Source organism: Microbispora corallina, assembly GCF_016863035.1.
Taxonomy (GTDB): Bacteria; Actinomycetota; Actinomycetes; order Streptosporangiales; family Streptosporangiaceae; genus Microbispora; species Microbispora corallina.
In genome coordinates this window covers 26,660-45,901 of record NZ_BOOC01000010.1, presented here as the reverse complement: position 1 = coordinate 45,901, position 19,242 = coordinate 26,660, and the positions used below count along the sequence as shown (strand labels likewise).

The following is a 19,242-nucleotide window of genomic DNA, read 5'->3' as shown; positions in this document are numbered from 1 at the left end:
CGACTCCCCCTAGCGAGTGAGCCATGCCCTCCGACACGACCTCCGGGTACCCCTTCCCGGACGACCAGGACCTGGACCGGACCGTCGCCTACCGGACGCCCCGGGCCTTCCGGCCCGCCGGCCCCTCCGCCGGAGCGCCGCAGGACGCCGGGCACACCCGGCGGCTGCCCCAGTGGGACGAGCCCGAGGAGATCGGGTACGGCACGGTCCCCGGCCCGGCCGCGCCGCCCCCGGCCGCTCCTCGTCGTAAGGGCCGCGGCTGGATCGTCGCGATCGTGGCGGCTGTGGTCGTGGGCCTGCTGTCCGGCGGCGGCGTGTGGGCGATGTCCCGGCTCAGCGGGGGCGGCAGCCAGCCGCAGGACGTCCTGCCGGGCGGCGCGATCGCCTACGTCCGCCTCGACCTCGACCCGTCGGCCGGGCAGAAGGTGGCGCTCTTCCAGATCGCCCGCAAGTTCTCCGCCACGCGGGACTCGTTCACCGGCGACGACCCCAGGAAGGCCGTGTTCGAGGCCCTGCGACAGGGCGAGCAGGACCTGGCGTCGGTCGACTACGCGCGGGACGTCGAGCCGTGGCTTGGCGACCGGATCGGCCTCGCCGTGCTCCCCCAGCGCGGGAAGGGCGGCGAGCCGGACGTCGCGCTGGCCGTCCAGGTGAAGGACGAGGCGGCGGCCCGCTCGGGGCTGGCCAAGCTGGGCGCGGACCACGCCGGCCTCGCGTTCCGCGACGGCTACGCGCTGCTCGCCCCCACCCAGCGGCAGGCCGACGCCTACGCGGCGGCCGCCCCGCTGTCGCGCGACCCGGGCTTCGACGGCGACATGAAGGCCCTCGGCGAGCAGGGCGTGCTGTCCTTCTGGGCCGACCTGGAGAAGGTCGCGTCGGCCGCGGGACAGGAGTCCAGCGCGGCGCTCCAGCCCCTGCGCGGCGCGCGCCTCGCGGGCGCCCTCCGCTTCGACGGGAGCTACGCCGAGCTCGCGGGCGTCGCCCGCGGCGGCACCCTGACGACGGGGTCGGCTCGGCCCGTCCGGATCGGCGAGCTGCCCGCCTCGACCGTGGGCGCGGCCGCGTTCTCCGGGCTCGGCGACATCCTCGGACGGCAGTGGCCCGCCATCGAGGAGACGGCCCGCTCCGGCGCGGAGGGCGAGTCCTTCACCCGCTTCGTGGAGCAGGCGAAGCAGCAGTACGGCCTGGCGCTCCCGGACGACCTGGTGACGCTGCTCGGCACGAGCCTCACCGTCGCCGTGGACGAGCAGGGCCTCGACGGCGACCAGCCGAACGTGGGCGCCGTACTCGCGACCGACCCGGACAAGGCCGGGCAGGTGCTGGACAAGCTGGAGAAGTTCCTCGCCGACTCCGGCGAGCCCGTCCAGCTCGCACGGAGCTCCGGTGACGGCACTGTGGTGGTGGCGAGCTCCCAGGAGTACGCCGGCAGGCTGGCGCAGAAGGGCGCGCTGGGCGACGACGAGACCTTCCGCCTGGCCGTGCCGGACGCCGCGAACGCCACCTATGCGGTCTACGCCGACCTCGACAAGGCCGAGAAGCTCTACCTGAACGGCCTGCCCGAGGGCGAGCGGGCCGACGTCCAGGCGCTGCGGGCCGTCGGGCTCAGCGGCCGGCAGACCCCCACCGAGACGACCTTCGCCCTCCGCGTCGTCTTCGACTGAGCACAACCCTGGTGATCTTGCAGAAGCACGTGGCGAGCGGACCTGGGCGGCGCCGCCCGTGGGCGTGGGATCGCGCGCCGAAACCACGACCACGACGAGTGGCGGCGCTGGTCCGCGCGCTGCACACACGCTTCTGCAAGATCACTGCACATCGTAGGCCACCGTCCGGCCCGCCGCTCCGCGGTTGGGCCGGAACGGCGCAAGAACCGGGGACCCCCGAAGGGAGTCGGGGGAGTGTCCGGCGGAGGCCGCCCCGCCCATGGTCCGCGAAAGACGACCTACGCCCAGAGCTGGCCCTCGAGGCGGTCTTCGGCCTCGCCGAGCGTGCCCTCGTAGGCGCCGGTGGACAGGTACTTCCAGCCGCCGTCGGCGACGACGAACACGATGTCGGCCCGCTCTCCCGCCTCGACGGCCTTGCGGGCCATGCCGAGCGCCGCGTGCAGGGCGCAGCCGGTCGAGATGCCCGCGAAGATGCCCTCGGTGGCCAGCAGCTCGCGGGTGCGCCGCAGGGCGTCGGCGGAGGTGACCGAGTAGCGGGTGGTCAGCACCGACTCGTCGTACAGCTCGGGGACGAAGCCCTCGTCGACGTTGCGCAGGCCGTACACCAGCTCGCCGTAGCGGGGCTCCGCCGCGACGATCTTCACGTCGGGGACGTGCTCGCGCAGGTAGCGGCCGACCCCCATGAGCGTCCCCGTCGTGCCGAGGCCGGCGACGAAGTGGGTCACGGTCGGCAGGTCCTCGAGGATCTCCGGGCCGGTGGACTCGTAGTGGGACCGCCAGTTGGCCGGGTTGCCGTACTGGTAGAGCATCACCCAGTCAGGGTGCTCGGCGGCCAGGCCCTTGGCGACCCGGACGGCCTCGTTCGACCCGCCCGCCGCGGGCGAGGAGATGATCTCCGCGCCCCACATGCGCAGCAGCTGGCGGCGCTCCTCCGAGGTGTTCTCCGGCATGACGCAGATCAGCCGGTACCCCTTGAGGCGGGCCGACATGGCCAGCGAGATGCCGGTGTTGCCGGACGTCGGCTCCAGGATCGTGCAGCCGGGCGTGAGCAGCCCGTCCTTCTCGGCCTGCTCGACCATCCACAGCGCGGGACGGTCCTTGATCGACCCGGTCGGGTTCCGGTCCTCCAGCTTGGCCCAGATCCGCACGTCGCCGGACGGCGACAGCCGGGGCAGGCCGACCAGAGGGGTCCGGCCGACCGAGTCGATCAACGAGTCGAAGCGCATCTAGCGGGCTCCGCCCGCGACGGCCGGCAGCACGGTCACCGTGTCGCCGTCCGAGACGGGAGTCTCCAGGCCGCCGAGGAAACGGACGTCCTCGTCGTTGAGATAGACGTTCACGAAGCGGCGCAGGGCGCCCCCGTCCACCAGCCGGTCCTTCAGACCGGGGTGGCGCGACTCCAGGTCGCCGATCAGCTCTTCGAGGGTGGATCCCGTGGCGTCGACCGCCTTGGCGCCATCGGTGTAGGTGCGGAGGATGGTCGGAATGCGGACCTCGATGGCCATCGCGGCTCAATCTCCTTGATCATTTGTCGTCACTGGTGGGCGTCCACCTGATTGGAACATGGTCAGGTGGGTGTGGATTCCGGCGCGGAACGCTCAGCGACAGTCGTACACGACGACGGACGGCGTGTGCGCGAACAGGCACGGCCGAACAGGAGATCCGGGGCGCACCCGGCGACGCGGCACAGCCGGAGACGACACGCGGCGGGCGTCATCCATGGGCATGCCGCCAGTCTAGCCGTACGCTTCCACGATCTTGACGTCCTCCTCGGTGACGACGCCCTCGACGATGCGGAAGGACCGGAACTGCGGGTCGTCGGAGGCCGTGGACACCAGGACGTAGTGGGCGTCCGGCTCGGAGGCGTAGCTGACGTCGGTCCGCGAGGGGTAGGCCTCGGTCGCCGTGTGGGAGTGGTAGATGACCACCGGCACCTCGTCCCGGTCGTCCATCTCACGCCACACGCGGAACTGCTCCATCGAGTCGAAGCGGTAGAACGTGGGCGACCGCTCGGCGTTCTCCATGGGGACGAACCGCTCGGGCCGGTCGGAGCCGGCCGGACCGGCGACCACGCCGCACGCCTCGTCGGGGTGGTCGGCCCGGGCGTGGGCCACGATCCTGTCGACCAGCTCGCGTGAGATCGTCAGCATGCGGGCAAACTACCAAAGCGCGCGGACCAGGGTGTCCTGCAGGTAGGTCAGCCAGTCGTAGGTCACCAGCGCCGGATAGCGGGGGTCGTCCTCGGACATCGCCGCGATCTCCTCGTGGATCTCCTCGGTGACCTCCAGCCGGACGCCCAGCGCGAGCCGCACGTCGTTGATGGCCCGCAGCCACGCCTGCCCCTGCTCGGACGTGAGGTGCAGCCTGCCGGGCGCCGCCGTCTCCAGCAGGGTGGCCGCGTCGGCCCGCTTCCCGTCGCGGAGCGTCGCCTCCGTGTAGCGCCGGAACTCGTCGGCCGCCTCCTCGTCGTCGGCGTACGCCGAGGGGAACAGCCGGGCGAGCACGGGGTCGGCGGGCGCGGCGGCCGAGCCGATGCCGAGAGCGCGCTCCAGCGGGTCGTCGCCCGTCGAGCCCGGCTCGACCAGGCCCAGGATCTGCGACACCAGCGACCGCAGGATCGACACCTCACCCGGGTCGAGGTGGATGGAGACGCCGTCGCGCGTCGCCTTGAAACCGGTGCTCATGCCCCTCCTCGGCCCGCGGCCTACGAGTCCCGCTGGACGGTGGCCCACAGCCCGTAGGAGTGGAGGATCTGCACGTCGCGCTCCATCTCCTCGCGGGTGCCGCTGGCGACCACGGCCTTGCCCTTGTGGTGGACGTCCAGCATCAGCTTCTCGGCCTTCTCGCGGGAGTACCCGAAGACCGTCTGGAACACGTAGGTGACGTACGACATGAGGTTGACCGGGTCGTTCCACACGATCGTGAGCCAGGGCAGGTCGGGACGCACGTCCGACGCGGGACGCTCAACCTCGGCTGGAGCGGTGCTACCCACGTAACCATCCTGCACCACCGCGGTCGTAGTCTTCGACACGTGCCAACGACCATCGGGACCGCGCTGCTGACCGATCAGTACGAGCTGACGATGCTCCAGGGCGCCCTCGCCAGCGGGGCGGCGAACCGCCGCGCCGTCTTCGAGGTGTTCGCCCGCAGGCTGCCGGGTGGGAGGCGGTACGGCGTGGTGGCCGGGACCGCCCGCGTCCTCGACGCGCTGGAGGGGTTCCGCTTCCGGGACGACGATCTGGAGTTTCTCCGGGCGGCCCGGATCGTCGACGAGCGGACTCTGGCGTTTCTCGCCGATTACCGGTTTTCCGGAAATGTGTACGGCTATCGCGAGGGTGAGGCGTTCTTCCCGGGCTCGCCGATCATGGTGGTGGAGGGCACCTTCGCCGAGGCCGTGCTCCTGGAGACCGTCATCCTGTCGATCTTCAACCACGACTGCGCCATCGCGGCCGCCGCCTCCCGGATGGTCCGCGCCGCGGGCGACCGGCCGCTGATCGAGATGGGCTCCCGCCGCACCCACGAGAGCGCCGCCGTCGCCGCCGCCCGGGCCGCGTACCTGTGCGGCTTCTCCTCCACGTCCAACCTGATGGCCGGGCGCCTGTACGGCGTTCCCACGGCGGGCACGGCGGCCCACGCGTTCGTGCTGCTCCACGACTCGGAGGAGGAGGCGTTCCGGGCCCAGCTCGACTCGCTGGGGCTCGGCACCACCCTGCTCGTCGACACCTACGACGTGGCCAAGGCCGTCCGCACCGCCGTCGAGCTGGCCGGGGCCGACCTCGGCGCCGTGCGCATCGACTCCGGCGACCTCGCGGCCGCCGCCGTGGACGTGCGCAAGCAGCTCGACGGGTACGGCGCCGACCACACCAAGATCGTCGTGACCGGCGACCTGGACGAGTTCGCCATCGCGGCGCTCACGGCCGCCCCCGTCGACGCGTACGGGGTGGGGACGGCCCTGTCCACCGGCTCTGGCCACCCGACGGCCAGCCTCGTGTACAAGCTGGTGGCCCGGGAGGGTCCCGGCGGCGAGATGCTGCCCGTCGCCAAGCGGTCGGTGGGCAAGCCGAGCAGGGGCGGCCGCAAGTGGGCCTACCGCCGGACCAGCGGCGGCACGGCCATCGGTGAGATCGTCACCGGCGCCCCCATCGAGGGCCGGGACCGTCCGCTGCTGGCCGAACTGGTCCGCGAGGGCGAGGTCGTCGGCCGCGAACCGCTCGGCGCGGCCCGGGAGCGGCACCGCGCGACGCTGGAGGAGTTGCCGCTCGAAGCGTGCAGCCTCTCCCCTGGAGACCCCGCAGTCCCTACTATCTTCAATTGATCGCGGGAGACCGGCGCTTGAGGACGACGCCGGTCTCTCGCGATCGCGAGGTGATCCCATGAAGACAGCGCTCGTCGTCGTCGACGTGCAGAACGACTTCTGCGAGGGCGGCAGCCTCCCGGTCGGCGGCGGCTCCGAGGTCGCCGCGGCGATCAGCCGCCACGTCGCCGCCCACCGGTACGACCACGTGGTGGCCACCCGCGACTACCACGTCGACCCGGGCGCCCACTTCGCCGCCGAGCCCGACTACGTGGACACCTGGCCCGCCCACTGCGTCGTGGGGACGCCGGGGGCCGAGTTCCACCCGGCGTTCGACACCGCGAAGGTCGAGGAGGTCTTCAGCAAGGGCGAGCGCCAGGCGGCGTACAGCGGCTTCGAGGGCGCCACGGCCGGCGGCACCGGGCTCGCCGCATGGCTGCGGGAGCGCGGCGTCGAGGCCCTCGACGTCGTCGGCATCGCCACCGACCACTGCGTGCGGGCGACCGCCCTGGACGCGGCCCGCGAGGGCTTCGGCGTACGGATCCTGCTCGACCTGACGGCCGGGGTGGCCCGGCCCACCACGGACGCCGCGCTCACCCAGCTGTCGGGAGCCGGGGTGGAGCTCGTGGGGACGCCCGTCGTCCGGTCCTGACGGCCTTTCCGAGGGTCGCGGGCGCCGGGGAGATTCGCCGACGCGGGAGCGGCGGGGCGGTCAATGACTTCACCACGCAGCGTCACGGGTGTATTACCTAGAGCGACAGCTCCTCGTCGATTGGCGGCCCGATGCTCGCGATCCTGCTCGGACTCTCCTGGCTCGTCCTGACCCCCGTCTGCGTCTGGCTCCTGTTCGGGCGGCACCGCGCCGCGTCGCTCCGCGTGCTCGCGGGGGTCACGCTGACGGGCCTGCAGGCGGCCACGATGGCCTACGGCTTCATCGAGGAGCCGCTCACCCGGGAGGCCGTGCTCACTCCGCGCCCCGCGGCCCGTGCGGGGGCGCCGGGCGCCCTGCCGGTGCTTCCGCTCCCGCCGGGGGCGGCCGCCCGGCCCTCGGCAGGCGACGACTGCGCCTCGCGGATGCTCGCCCCCGAGGCCGTACGGCTGTCGCTGCGCGGCCGGGTCCTGCACGGCATCACGCTCTACTGGCCGGCCTCGTTCGCCGAGTGCGACACGGCGGCGGTCGCGCTGCACCACGACGGGGGACGGCTGCGGCTGTGGCTGCACGAGGGCACGCCGAGCCGCCACCACGAGGGCCTGCAGACCGTGCCGGTGCACGTGAACGGCGGAACGGCCTCGCTCGACCTGCGCCTCACCCAGCCCATCCGGCACCACCGCCGCTATGTCGCGATCAACGGCCACACCGGGCGCCGTATCCCCCAGCGCCACCGCGCTTGACGTGAGCCCCGGCCGCCCCGGCCGACCGGCGGTCCGGCGGTTACGGCGAGCGGGGGCCGGGTCAGCGGCGCTGGGTGGCCCACTTGCGGATCATCGCGATCCGCTCACGGACCTGCTCGGCGGTGGCCTGCGCGATGGGCGGGCCGCCGCAGGAACGGCGCAGCTCCGCGTGGATCACACCGTGCGGCTGGCCGGTACGGTGGTTCCACGCGCCGACGAGGCCGTTCAGCTCCTTGCGCAGTTCGTGGATCTGCTCGTGCGGGGCGAGCGGCTGCGGAGCCTGGTCGGGTTTGGTCTTGCGCCGAGCGGCCTGCTGGTCGGCCTGGCGCTTGCGCAGCAGCGACGCCACCTGGTCGGGCTCGAGGAGCCCGGGCAGGCCGATGAAGTCCTCCTCCTCCGGGGACCCCGGCTCGGCGGCCGTGCCGAACTCGCCGCCGTCGAACAGCACCCGGTCGAAGGTGGCCGACGCCTCCAGCGTCTGGAAGGGCAGCTCGTCGCCCAGCGCGTCGGGCTGCTTCTTCTCCTGCTGGGCCTGCTCCAGGAGCAGGTCGTCGAGCCCGTCCTCGTCGCGCCGGCGGCCGAGGACGTGGTCGCGCTCGGCCTCCATCTCGCCCGCCAGGCCCATCAGGATGGGGACCGACGGCAGGAACACCGACGCGGTCTCGCCGCGCTTGCGGGCGCGGACGAACCGGCCGACGGCCTGGGCGAAGAACAGCGGCGTCGAGGTGCTCGTCGCGTAGACGCCGACGGCCAGCCGGGGAATGTCGACGCCCTCGGAGACCATCCGCACCGCGACCAGCCACCGGTCGTCGGAGGCCGCGAAGTCCTTGATCTTCTTGGACGCGCCCGGGTCGTCGGAGAGCACGACGTGCGCTCCCTGCCCGGTCACCGCCCGGATGTGCCGCGCGTAGGCGCGGGCCGACTCGTGGTCGGAGGCGATGACCAGGCCGCCCGCGTCGGGCATGCCGCGGCGCACCTCGGTGAGACGCCGGTCGGCCGCGTGGATGACCTGCCGGATCCAGTCGCCCTTCGGATCGAGGGCCGCCCGCCAGGCCTGGGAGAGCTGGTCCTTCGTGAGCGGGGTGCCGAGGGTCGCGGTGATCTCGTCGCCGGCCCTGGTGCGCCACTTCATCTCCCCCGAGTAGGCCAGGAAGATGACCGGCCGCACAACGCCGTCGGCCAGGGCCGGGCCGTACCCGTACGAGTAGTCGGAGACGCTGCGCAGCGCGCCGTCGCCGTCCTCGACGTAGGAGACGAACGGGATCGGGCTGTCGTCGGACCGGAACGGCGTGCCGGTGAGGGCGAGCCGCCGCGTGGCCGGCTCGAACGCCTCGCGCACGCCGTCGCCCCAGGACTTCGCGTCGCCCGCGTGGTGGATCTCGTCGAAGATCACCAGGGTCTTGCGGGCCTCGGTGCGGGCCCGGTGGAGCGCCGGATGCATGGCGACCTGGGCGTAGGTGACGGCGACGCCGGTGTAGTCGCGCGAGGTCGCGCCCTGGCTGTTCTTGAACTCGGGGTCGATGCCGATGCCGACCCTGGCGGCCGCGTCGGCCCACTGGCGCTTGAGGTGCTCGGTGGGGGTGACGATGGTCACCGCCCGGATGACGCCCCGGCTGAGCAGCTCGCTCGCGATCCGCAGGGCGTACGTGGTCTTGCCGGCGCCGGGGGTGGCGACGGTCAGGAAGTCGCGGGGCTCACGCTGGACGTAGAGGTCGTACGCCTCCTGCTGCCACGCGCGGAGCTTGGGCGCGGTGCCCCAGGCGGCTCGGTCGGGATAGGAGGGGGACAGATGGGACGCGGCCGAAACGCTCAACAACGCCTCCCCGAGCTCGTCGGAACACTGCTGCCTCTATCGGTTCGCTCCCTCACAGTGACCTCAGAGTAGCCCGACCCACCGACAAGACATGCCGACCGATCGCGATCCTGGCCCGGATTCACCCCTTGTTCTACGCCGCCCACCGGACGCGCGAGGGCGGACCGCCCCCGGAGCCGTCAGGCCCGGGGACGCGATCCGCCCAGGGCGTCATCCGTTCGGCGGAGTCGTCAGGCCGGGAGCGGCGCCCACGTGGTGCAGGGCAGGGCACCCGTGGTCGGCAGCGCCGAGGTGACGGTGCAGACGGTGTAGAAGATGTGGCTGTCGGAGGTCCGGGCCGTGATCCGCAGCGCGGGCGCGAGGGTCGTGGACCTCGCGTCCTCCGTCGCCGTGATGTTGGTCACGTAGGCGCCCTGGCTGCCGGGCACCCGGCGCAGGTTCTGCCAGCGGGTCGGCGTGCTGCGCGGGTCGTTGACGTACGGGACGCCGTAGTTCGCCGAGACCGTGAAGACGACGCCCCGGACGAGGGTCGAGTCGAGGGCCGGCCGGTTCTCCGCCTGCCGGTCCTGGGCCGGCCCGTTCACCTTGTGGTCGCCGGGAACGGCCTTCGTCGTCGCGGTGGCGGCGTCGGCCGCCATCGAGCCCGACAGTCCGACAGTTGCAGAGGCCACCGCGGCAACGGCGCCCAACGTCAGCAGGCGAACGGCGCCACGCGCGCCTGAGGCCGAGCTGCTCCTACGAGAAATCAATTGATTCCCCCCATATGAGAGTTGGTCTTTCCGGGTCACCGCGTTAGCGATGCGTCCCCGAAGTTACCTGTCGAGGAAAAGCTGGGCAGCGAGGCACGTATTGGGTGACGGCAAACAGATGCTCCGCCTATCGAAAAGGGCGACCGCATAATGCTCATCTTTCCCGACGTCAGGGCATCGACTCTCTTCAAGGGCGTTCGGCGGATTCTCGCCTGGAATGACCGGGACGATTCACGCGTATTGCACGGCGAGCACGGTGGCCGATTTCCACTCGATGCCGTGCCGTCGGCACGAAAGCCACTCGCTTCCCATTTCGCAAATTCGCCGCATCCGGCCGGCGCCTCAGGGCCGGGCGTTACCGAGTCACGGCATGGTGATGTGCCGGGGCCACCACCCGGCGGGAGGCGTCCGAACCCCGGGCCGGCGGGTACGGAAGGTCCCTGCGGGCCGGCGCCCCGGAGGAAGGCCTCAGCGGGCGGGCTCAGTGGGCGGCGGCCATCACGGCCTCGATGTCCGCGCGGGACCGGGGATCGTCGGGATGTGCGAGCCCGAGCATGACCGTGCTGCCGCCGTCCGGGCGGGTGAGCAGCGTCACCCGCATGAAGGCCGGCTCGTTGACCACGTCGCGGTAGGCGGCCCGTACGGCACGGGTGTGGCCGGGACGGCCGTTGACGGTGACCGCATGGTCGTCCACCACCTCGACCGTGTCGCCGTGGAGCAGCAGGCTCGTGTAGAGGTCGCCGAGGTCGATGACGGCCGAGCGCAGGTTGGGCGGGTCCACCCGGTCCCCCGGCCGGGCCATCACGGTGGCCAGGTCGCCGTGCGCCGCGACCGACGTGAACCCGGTGACGGGCGCGACCACCCCCTCGCTCCAGCCGGGCGGCAGCGTGTAGGACACGCCCGCGAGCGGGTCGCTCACCACGGGCGGCGGCGCGCTCTCGGCACGGCCGAGGATCGTCACGGTGACCGCGCCGATCACGGCCCCGGCGGCCACCAGAGCGGCCGCCGCGACGAGCAGGCGCTGGAGCCAGCGCGGCATCCGGCGAGGCGGCGGGGCGGGCGTGCCGTACCAGCGGGCCGAGGGCGGCAGGTCCTCCTCCTGCGGGGCCGGCTCCCCGTGCCCCTCAGGCGGCCAGACCCGGCGGGTCCACTGATCGTCCACGAAGCCTCCCGGAGCCGCCCATGGGGGGCATGAGCGCTGCTGAGGAGTTACTCATACGCGCGCCGCGACGTCAACGGCCCCCGCAGCCGCCCGGAACCCGTCACCGCCCACCGCGGCGAAGTGCAGCCCCAGCCCGCACGCGGCGGAGGACCCGGCGTCGCGAAAAACCGGCACCAGGGCCCGCGTGCCCTGAGGCACCGCGGCCCCGCGCGGCGGAAGGCACCGCAGCTACAGGCCAGGAGCTACAGGCTGGGCGACGGCGGCGTCGGGGGCGTCGAGGGCGGGCGGAGCGAAGGCGGGCGGAGCGACCGCAGCCGGCGCGACCGCGCGCGGAGCACCCGCCGAGTGAGCAAGGGCTGCCGAAGTACTCGCCGCGTGACCGACCGGGGCGAGCGGAGCCACCGCGGGCGGAGCCATGGCTGCGGGAGCGAGCGCGGGCGGGGCGACCGCGGCCGGGACGGTGGACGAAGCGGCGGTGGACGAGGCGTCGGCGGACGATGCGATGGCGGCGGCCGCGGGGCTCGGGCGGCGGTAGGCGTCCCACATCTGCCGGATCCGCACGGCCTGCCCGGCCGTGAACTCCCGCATGCACCGGTCCTGGCCGTAGTCCATGAAGTTGTGCGTGGGGTCCCCGCCGGAGGCGGGGCAGCTGTCCTTCTTCGCCGGGCAGCCGGTCGTGGGATACGCCTCGGCGGGGGTGTCGGCCACGGAGTCGCCGGGCGCCTTGCAGCCGTTCTCGAAGGTGTGCAGCAGCCCCAGCCAGTGGCCGATCTCGTGGACGGCCGTGAAGCCCCGGTCGAACTGCCGGAGCGGCCCGCCGGGGACGCTGCGCCAGTCGATCACGACGCCGTCCAGGAGGGGCTCGTCCTTGTACCAGTACGGGTAGGTGGCGTAGCCGAGCACCAGCTCGCCCAACTGCGCGACGTACAGGTTGAGCGTCTCGGGGCCGCCGACGTGGAGCTTCTCCTTCATCGCGGCCTCGTTGCCGAGCGGGTCGCGAAACCACGCCCGGTTGGCCGTGTGCGTCACGCCCGCGAGCGTGTACCGCACGCCGGTGTCCACGCCGCCGAACCTCCCGCCGTACGCCTGGTTGAGGATGGCGATCTGGCGGGGAACGGAGGTGTCGGGGAGCCCGAGGGAGCCGTCCCTGATGATGTGCACCCACACCGGCACCCGGATCTCCCGGACGGCGTCGGGGTCGCGGTGGGCGGCGTCCGTGGTCGCCGATCCGCTGAGCCGGCGCCGCAGGTCCGCGTCCATCCGGGCGACCTCGGCGGGGCCCGGGTCACGCGGCTCCAGGGCGTGGGTGAGCTCCTCGGCGCCGGGATGCCGCGTCGGGGCGGCGCAGGCGGACAGGCGGGCCGCCCGTCCGCCGCGACCGCGCGCGGACGCGACGACGCGCTCGGCCCCGGTCACCCCCTGGGCGTGCGCCCCGGCGGCCCCCGGACGGGCCGAGGCGTCGGCCCGGCCGGACAGCGCGCCACAGGCGCACAGGCATGCGAAGAAGACGGCGATCGAGCGCCGGGCCATTCGTTCCCCCGATACGGCTGGTCAGGAGCCTGACGTTAGCCGTCCGCGGGGTGCCCGGCCCGGACCGACACTCAGTCGCCGGACGGTTCGCCCTTGGGCAGACCCTCGTAGATCTCCTTGCACTCGGGGCACACCGGGTACTTCTTCGGGTCCCGGCTGGGCACCCACACCTTGCCGCACAGGGCCCGGACCGGGTTGCCGGTCACGTAGCTCTCCGTGATCTTGTTCTTGTCGGCGTAGTGCGAGAAGCGCTCGTGGTCGCCGTCGCCGTGCGACAGCCTCGGCGTGGTGTCGCTCTCGGGAAGAATCTTCGTGCTGCTCACGGTCACCGAGTCTACTGACCCCTTCGCACACGTACGGCTCCCGCGGGTGAGCGGGAGCCGTACGGACGGGTGCGGGATCAGCCGATGTGGACCGCCGCGCCCTCGGTCTTGCGGCCGGCGCGCACGAACAGGGCGAGGATCGCGGCGACCACGGCCACGATCGTGCTCACGACGAACCCGAGGTGAAGGCCGTCCATGAACGACAGGTGCGACGCGTCGGCGATGACCTTCGCCGCGGGCCCGGTGAGCCCGGGAGGGGCCATGCCGACGGCGGCCAGGCTCTTGAGTCCCTCCATCTGGGCCGGCGGGATCGCGGCGGCCGCCGGGCCGAGGTGTCCGGGGAACACGCTCGCCACCCGGGCCGACACGATCGCGCCGAGGACGGCGGTGCCGAGGGCGCCGCCCACCTGCATCGCCGAGTTCTGCACGCCGCCGGCGACGCCGCTCAGCTCCTCGGGGGCGTTGCCCACGATGATCTCGGTCGCGCCGACGAACACCGGCGACAGGCCGAACGCCAGCAGAGCGAACGGGATCCCGCTGTCGACGAACGAAGCGTCGACGCCGAGCCGCGACATCAGGAACATCGCGACCGCGGTGATCACCATGCCGCCCGCGATGGTGATCCGCGCGCCGAGCTTCCCGATGAGGACGCCCGCGATGGGGGACGCGACGATCATGCCGGCGCTCATCGGGAGCATCCGCAGACCGGAGTCCAGCGGCTTGAGCCCGTGGACGCCCTGGAAGAAGAACGTCAGGAAGAACATGGCGCCGAACATCGAGAACGCCATGAGGATCATCAGCGCCGTGCCGATGGAGACCGAGACGTTGCGGAACAGGCTGAGCGGGAGCAGCGGCTCACGCACGCGCGCCTGCCAGAACAGGAACACGCCCCCGACGACCACCGCGGCGGCCAGGAAGCCGATCGTCCGGGCGTCGCCCCAGCCCCACTCCGGCGCCTTGATGATGGCCCACACCAGCGCGAACATCGTGAGCGACAGCAGCAGCACGCCCAGCCAGTCGACCCTCGACAGCGTCTTCGCCCTGTTCTCCTTGAGGACCAGCAGGCCGAAGATCAGGGCCGCCGCGCCGACCGGCACGTTGATGAAGAAGACCGACTGCCAGCTCACGTTCTCCACGAGCAGGCCGCCCACGATCGGGCCGGCAGCGCTCGACAGGCCGATGATGGCGCCCCACGCCCCCATCGCCATGTTCAGCCTCTCGCCGGGGAAGGCCGACCGCAGCAGCGCGAGCGCGGCGGGCTGCAGCAGCGCGCCGAACAGGCCCTGCAGTACCCGGAGGGCGATCAGCATGCCGACCGACGAGGTCAGGCCGATGGCGAGCGAGCTCAGGGCGAACCCGGCGACGCCGATCAGGAAGACCATCTTGTGGCCGAACAGGTCGCCGAGCTTTCCGGCGGTGATCAGGAAGACCGCCAGCGCGAGCAGGTAGCCGCTGGTGATCCACTGCAGGTCCGACAGCGACGCGTGGAGATCGACCCCGATCACCGGGTTCGCGATCGCGACGACCGTGCCGTCGAGCATGACCATGATGACGCCGAGCGAGACGGCGAGCAGCGTGAGCCACGGACGGCCGAGCCCTTGTCCCGGCGGCGCTTCGGCGTCTACGGCGACAGCCTGAGCCATGGATGGTTCCCCCCTTTGACCTCGTCAACGCGTCGTAATTTATGTCAGTCGATGACAGATGACAAATCCTTTTATCCGACATACGGTGACATCTGGCAGTGTGTGAACCCCGAATTTCCAGGAGGTGACGGCCATGGGTCTTCGCGAGCGCAAGAAGCACCGGACGAGGACCGCCCTGATCGACGCGGCTGTCGACCTCTTCCTGGCCCAGGGCTACGAGGCGACGACGGTCGACCGGATCGCGGCGGAGGTGGATGTCTCGACCAGGACGTTCTTCCGGTACTTCGCCTCGAAGGAGGAGGCCGCGCTGTCGCTCCTGGCCGACCAGCACGAGGTCTTCATCGCCGAACTGGCCGCGCGCCCCGCGGACGAGCCCCCCTTCACCGCGCTCACCGAGGCCATGCGCGCGGTGCTCGGCATCCTACGGGGGCTCGAGCCGGCCGAGGCAACCCGTTTCCTGCGGCTCCAGGAGCTCATCCAGGCCACGCCCGCCCTGCTCGCGGGACAGTTGCGGCTGATGATGGACAACGAACGGCAGATGGTGGCCGAGGTCTCCCGCCGGATGGGGGCCGGCCCGGACGACCTGCGCGCCCAGTTCGTCGTGTCGCTGTTCGCCTCGATGGGCATCGTCTGCTACGGCGGGTGCCAGGATCCGCGCCTGATCGTGCAGCGGTTCGAGGACCTGCTGGATCTGGCCGCGGCGTCCCTGCGCCCGGGCTGGGACCGGCTGGAGCCCGCCGCCACCGGCACCCCCGAGACGGCCGCGGCGACCGTCCCCCGGCCGTCCCCGGCCACATGAGGGGCCGCGGGCCCGGGTGAACGTTTCACCCGTCCCGCCCGGGTGACGCGACCCCGCGAAGGACCGCGTCTGCGGGGATCCCGCTGGTCCCGGCACCTGCCCAACCGAACCGGTTCAGCAGGCGCCGGGGCCGCCTCGGCCGCGCGCCGGCCCGCGTCCTGTACGGCCTCGCTCCGCCCTGCCTATCGTGCGTGCGGCGCCCGGACGCGCGCCGATCCCCCCACCCGAGGTAGAGCATGAGAACACGAATCATCGCCGTGGGCACGGCCATCCTCGCCCTCCTGATGTCGGTGACCGCCCTGACGCGGACCGCCCAGGCGGCCACCGGCCTCCACGTCAGCGGCACGAAGATCCTCGAGGCCAACGGCAGCACGTTCGTCATGCGGGGCACCAGCCACGCGCACACGTGGTTCCCCTCGCAGACAGGCTCCTTCGCGAACATCAAGTCGCTCGGCGCCAACACGGTCCGCGTCGTGCTGAGCGGCGGCCGCTGGACGGCGAACACGGCGAGCGATGTCGCCAACGTCATCTCCCTGTGCAAGCAGAACCGGTTAATCTGCGTTCTGGAGGACCACGACACCACCGGTTACGGCGAGGACGGCGCGGCCTACACGCTGGACCAGGCGGTGACCTACTGGCTCGGCCTCAAGAGCGTGCTGGCCGGCCAGGAGAACTACGTCGTCATCGACATCGGCAACGAGCCGTACGGCAACACGAACACCTCCGGCTGGACCGCCGCGACCAGCAACGCGATCAGCCGGCTGCGCAGCAACGGCTTCCAGCACCTGATCATGGTCGACGCGCCGAACTGGGGCCAGGACTGGAGCTTCACGATGCGCGACAACGCCGCCGCGGTGTTCAACGCCGACCCCCAGAGGAACACCGTCTTCTCCATCCACATGTACGGCGTGTACGACACGGCGGCCGAGGTCACCGACTACATGCAGGCGTTCCAGACCGCGGGACTCCCGCTCGTCGTGGGCGAGTTCGGCTACATGCACTCCGACGGCGACCCGGACGAGGACACGATCATGGCGCAGGCCCAGTCGCGGGGCATCGGCTACCTCGGCTGGTCGTGGAGCGGCAACGGCGGCGGCGTCGAGTACCTCGACCAGGTGACGAACTTCACCGTCAGCCAGCTCACCTCGTGGGGACAGCGGCTGTTCAACGGCGCCAACGGCATCAAGGCGACCGCGAAGGAGGCGACGGTCTACAGCGGGAACCCTCCGCAGTCGCCCAGCCCCTCCCCCAGCCTCTCCCCCAGCCTCTCCCCCAGCCTCTCCCCCAGCCTCTCCCCCAGTCCGTCGCCCAGTCCGTCGCCCAGCCCCTCGACCAGCCCCTCGCCGTCCCCGGGCTCCAAGGGGTGCACGGCGACGTACAAGGTCGTCAACCAGTGGGGCGGCGGCTTCCAGGGTGAGGTCGCGGTCAAGGCCGGCAACGCCGCCATCGGCGGGTGGACGGTCACCTGGACGTTCGCGAACGGCCAGACGGTCACCCAGTCGTGGAACGCGTCGGTGACGACGAGCGGCTCGGCCGTGACCGCCGGGAACGTGAGCTACAACGGCTCGCTCGGCGCGGGCGCGAGCACGACCTTCGGATTCCTCGGGTCGTGGAACGGCTCGAACGGCGTGCCGTCGCCCTCCTGCACGGCGGCCTGAGCAGGATCGGGGACCGGTGGCCGGGCGCGGGACCGCGCCCGGCCCCCAACATCCGCACGGCGCACGCCTCCACGCGCGCCGGACCCGCTCCGCTAGTTGAGCATGGGGTCGTCGGGGAACGTGGCGACCAGCGCGAGGTCGCCCTGCTGGCGCCGCAGCACGGTGCGCCACAGCGTCTCGGGATCGGAGTGGAAGGTGTCCCCCGGCTCGGAGTCGACCACGTACCAGGCGCCCTCGCGCAGCTCGTTCTCGAGCTGCCCGGCCGTCCAGCCGGCGTAGCCCGCGAAGATCCGCATCTGGGAGATCTCCCCCGCGAGGATCTCCGGGGGCGCGTCGAGGTCCACCGTGCCGAGGCGGGAGACCGCCGCCCTGCCCTGCAGCCGCCGCCAGCCCAGCGGCTCCTCGCCGCTGAGCACGACGGCGAGGGCGAGCGCGCTGTCGGTCTGGACCGGGCCGCCCTCGAACAGCACCGGGGGGCCGGTGACCAGGGAGTCCCACGAGGGCAGGACCTGGGTCACCGAGATCTCACTGGGCCGGTTGAGGACCACGCCCAGGGTGCCGCCGTCCTCGTCGTGCTCCAGGACGAGCACGACGCTACGCCGGAAGTTGGGGTCGTCGAGCAGTGGCGTCGCTACGAGCAACCCGCCGACGTAGATCGCTTCCGCCATACTTCCCATGATGAGGGAGGAATGGCGAATCGGGTACGTCACCCCCTATTTGCCCGCCGTCTATTACCGACCGGTCTGAAATGGTTACGGAACGTGACGTGGATCAGGCCTCGGTGAAGCCGCGGGGCCGTCCCCCGGCCGACTCCCGCACCGCCGCCGCGACCGCGTTGGCCACGTCGGGGTGGAAGACGCTCGGGATGATGTAGTTGGGCCCGAGCTCCTCGCGGCTCACGACCGCCGCGAGGGCCTTGGCCGCGGCGAGCAGCATCTCCTGGCTGACCTCGGTCGCCTGCGCGTCCAGCAGGCCGCGGAAGACGCCGGGGAAGGCGAGCACGTTGTTGATCTGGTTGGGGTAGTCGGACCGGCCGGTCGCCACCACCGCGGCGTGCTCCCTCGCGTCGTCGGGCGACACCTCCGGCTCGGGGTTGGCCAGCGCGAACACCACGGCGCCCTCGGCCATGGTCGCGACGTCGTCGCCGGTCAGGATCCCCGGCGCGGACACGCCGATGAAGACGTCCGCGCCCTTGACCGCGCCGCGCAGGTCGCCGCCGTACCCCTCGCCGTTCGTGTGCTCGGCGATCCACCGGAGCGACGTGTCGAGGTCGTCGCGGCCGAGGTGCACGGAGCCGAGGTAGTCGCAGACGATGATGTTGCGTGCCCCGGCGGCGAGCAGCAGGCGCAGGACGGCGGTGCCGGCGGCGCCGGCCCCGGCCATCGCGATCCGCACGTCGGGCAGGCGTTTGCCCACCACCTTCAGCGCGTTCGTCAGCGCCGCGAGCACGCAGATCGCGGTGCCGTGCTGGTCGTCGTGGAAGACCGGGATGTCGAGCAGGTCGCGCAGCCGCCGCTCGACCTCGAAGCAGCGGGGCGCGGAGATGTCCTCCAGGTTGATGCCGCCGAAGCCGGGCGCGATCAGCTGCACGGTGCGGACGATCTCGTCGACGTCCTGGGTGTCGAGGCAGATCGGCCACGCGTCGATGCCGGCGAACCGCTTGAACAGGGCGGCCTTGCCCTCCATCACCGGCAGGGCGGCGGCCGGGCCGATGTTGCCGAGCCCGAGGACGGCCGACCCGTCGGTCACGACCGCGACCGAGTTGCGCTTGATCGTGAGGCGGCGCGCGTCCTCCGGGTTGCGCGCGATGGCGAGGCTCACCCGGGCCACACCCGGCGTGTACGCCATGGACAGCTCGTCGCGGTTGCGCAGCGGGACCTTCGACTGCATCTCGATCTTGCCGCCGAGGTGCATGAGGAACGTCCGGTCGGACACCTTGTGGATGGCCACGCCCTCCACCGCGCCGAGGCTGTCGACGATGGCCTGGACGTGGTCGGCGTCCTTGGCGGCGCAGGTCACGTCGATCCTGAGCTTCTCGTGGCCGGCGTTGGTGACGTCGAGGGCGGTCACCACGCCGCCCGCGTTCTCCACCGCGTGGGTGAGCAGGCTGACGGCCTTGCCCCCCGCGGGCACCTCGAGACGGACGGTGATCGAGTAGGAAACGCTGGGCACGGTGGCCACGTTCATCCGCTCCTTTGCGGGGTATGTCCGGCCGCGC

General features: G+C 72.1%; 19 protein-coding genes. 6 read left to right on the top strand and 13 right to left on the bottom strand.

Features of this window, described 5'->3' with window-relative positions:
• Window positions 1-23 precede the first annotated feature (23 nt).
• Window positions 24-1,661, top strand: a complete 1,638-nt coding sequence (locus Mco01_RS13355; protein ID WP_204057208.1) for a DUF3352 domain-containing protein — start codon at window positions 24-26, stop codon at window positions 1,659-1,661.
• Window positions 1,662-1,939: 278 nt separating this feature from the next.
• Here Mco01_RS13355 and Mco01_RS13350 read toward each other — a convergent pair whose 3' ends face one another.
• The 5 genes from Mco01_RS13350 to clpS all read right to left on the bottom strand — a co-directional run bounded on the left by Mco01_RS13350 (window position 1,940) and on the right by clpS (window position 4,653).
• Window positions 1,940-2,887, bottom strand: a complete 948-nt coding sequence (locus Mco01_RS13350; protein ID WP_204057207.1) for a PLP-dependent cysteine synthase family protein — start codon at window positions 2,885-2,887, stop codon at window positions 1,940-1,942.
• On the bottom strand, window positions 2,888-3,166 hold the full coding sequence (locus Mco01_RS13345; protein ID WP_036327325.1) for a MoaD/ThiS family protein: 279 nt from the start codon (window positions 3,164-3,166) through the stop codon (window positions 2,888-2,890). It lies immediately after the preceding gene.
• 231 nt (window positions 3,167-3,397) lie between these two features.
• Entirely contained in the window at window positions 3,398-3,811 is a 414-nt protein-coding gene (locus Mco01_RS13340; RefSeq protein ID WP_204057206.1) for a M67 family metallopeptidase, read from the bottom strand.
• 9 nt (window positions 3,812-3,820) lie between these two features.
• Window positions 3,821-4,345, bottom strand: a complete 525-nt coding sequence (locus Mco01_RS13335; RefSeq protein WP_036327329.1) for a DUF2017 domain-containing protein — start codon at window positions 4,343-4,345, stop codon at window positions 3,821-3,823.
• Window positions 4,346-4,365: 20 nt separating this feature from the next.
• Window positions 4,366-4,653, bottom strand: a complete 288-nt coding sequence (gene clpS, locus Mco01_RS13330) for an ATP-dependent Clp protease adapter ClpS (RefSeq protein WP_204057205.1) — start codon at window positions 4,651-4,653, stop codon at window positions 4,366-4,368.
• 39 nt (window positions 4,654-4,692) lie between these two features.
• On the opposite strand from clpS, the gene Mco01_RS13325 reads away from it, so the two are divergent.
• From Mco01_RS13325 to Mco01_RS13315, 3 genes are all read left to right on the top strand, one after another.
• Window positions 4,693-5,976, top strand: coding sequence for a nicotinate phosphoribosyltransferase (locus tag Mco01_RS13325; RefSeq protein ID WP_275410488.1), 1,284 nt, complete (start codon window positions 4,693-4,695; stop codon window positions 5,974-5,976).
• 58 nt (window positions 5,977-6,034) lie between these two features.
• The gene (locus Mco01_RS13320) at window positions 6,035-6,607 is read left to right on the top strand and encodes a nicotinamidase (protein WP_204057204.1); all 573 of its coding nucleotides are present in this window, start codon (window positions 6,035-6,037) and stop codon (window positions 6,605-6,607) included.
• Window positions 6,608-6,738: 131 nt separating this feature from the next.
• The gene (locus tag Mco01_RS13315) at window positions 6,739-7,347 is read left to right on the top strand and encodes a hypothetical protein (protein ID WP_204057203.1); all 609 of its coding nucleotides are present in this window, start codon (window positions 6,739-6,741) and stop codon (window positions 7,345-7,347) included.
• A gap of 61 nt (window positions 7,348-7,408) precedes the next feature.
• Here Mco01_RS13315 and Mco01_RS13310 read toward each other — a convergent pair whose 3' ends face one another.
• From Mco01_RS13310 to Mco01_RS13285, 6 genes are all read right to left on the bottom strand, one after another.
• Window positions 7,409-9,160, bottom strand: a complete 1,752-nt coding sequence (locus tag Mco01_RS13310) for a DEAD/DEAH box helicase (RefSeq protein WP_204057202.1) — start codon at window positions 9,158-9,160, stop codon at window positions 7,409-7,411.
• A gap of 230 nt (window positions 9,161-9,390) precedes the next feature.
• Window positions 9,391-9,831, bottom strand: coding sequence for a hypothetical protein (locus tag Mco01_RS13305; protein ID WP_204057201.1), 441 nt, complete (start codon window positions 9,829-9,831; stop codon window positions 9,391-9,393).
• Window positions 9,832-10,390: 559 nt separating this feature from the next.
• Window positions 10,391-11,071, bottom strand: a complete 681-nt coding sequence (locus tag Mco01_RS13300; RefSeq protein WP_204057200.1) for a hypothetical protein — start codon at window positions 11,069-11,071, stop codon at window positions 10,391-10,393.
• A 228-nt stretch (window positions 11,072-11,299) separates the two neighbouring features.
• Window positions 11,300-12,601, bottom strand: coding sequence for a zinc metalloprotease (locus Mco01_RS13295; RefSeq protein ID WP_204057199.1), 1,302 nt, complete (start codon window positions 12,599-12,601; stop codon window positions 11,300-11,302).
• A gap of 71 nt (window positions 12,602-12,672) precedes the next feature.
• Window positions 12,673-12,924 (bottom strand): DUF3039 domain-containing protein, encoded by a 252-nt coding sequence (locus Mco01_RS13290; RefSeq protein ID WP_036328960.1) that lies wholly within the window; start codon window positions 12,922-12,924, stop codon window positions 12,673-12,675.
• 77 nt (window positions 12,925-13,001) lie between these two features.
• A complete protein-coding gene (locus tag Mco01_RS13285; RefSeq protein WP_204057198.1) occupies window positions 13,002-14,567 on the bottom strand; it encodes a DHA2 family efflux MFS transporter permease subunit in 1,566 nt (521 codons plus the stop codon).
• Window positions 14,568-14,700: 133 nt separating this feature from the next.
• Here Mco01_RS13285 and Mco01_RS13280 point away from each other — a divergent pair, with 133 nt between their 5' ends.
• The gene (locus Mco01_RS13280; protein WP_204057197.1) at window positions 14,701-15,366 is read left to right on the top strand and encodes a TetR family transcriptional regulator; all 666 of its coding nucleotides are present in this window, start codon (window positions 14,701-14,703) and stop codon (window positions 15,364-15,366) included.
• 236 nt (window positions 15,367-15,602) lie between these two features.
• Window positions 15,603-17,024, top strand: a complete 1,422-nt coding sequence (locus Mco01_RS13275; RefSeq protein ID WP_204057196.1) for a cellulase family glycosylhydrolase — start codon at window positions 15,603-15,605, stop codon at window positions 17,022-17,024.
• A 92-nt stretch (window positions 17,025-17,116) separates the two neighbouring features.
• Here Mco01_RS13275 and Mco01_RS13270 read toward each other — a convergent pair whose 3' ends face one another.
• Entirely contained in the window at window positions 17,117-17,692 is a 576-nt protein-coding gene (locus Mco01_RS13270) for a YqgE/AlgH family protein (protein WP_036327350.1), read from the bottom strand.
• Window positions 17,693-17,795: 103 nt separating this feature from the next.
• The gene (locus Mco01_RS13265) at window positions 17,796-19,205 is read right to left on the bottom strand and encodes an NAD-dependent malic enzyme (protein ID WP_204057254.1); all 1,410 of its coding nucleotides are present in this window, start codon (window positions 19,203-19,205) and stop codon (window positions 17,796-17,798) included.
• Window positions 19,206-19,242: the final 37 nt, after the last annotated feature.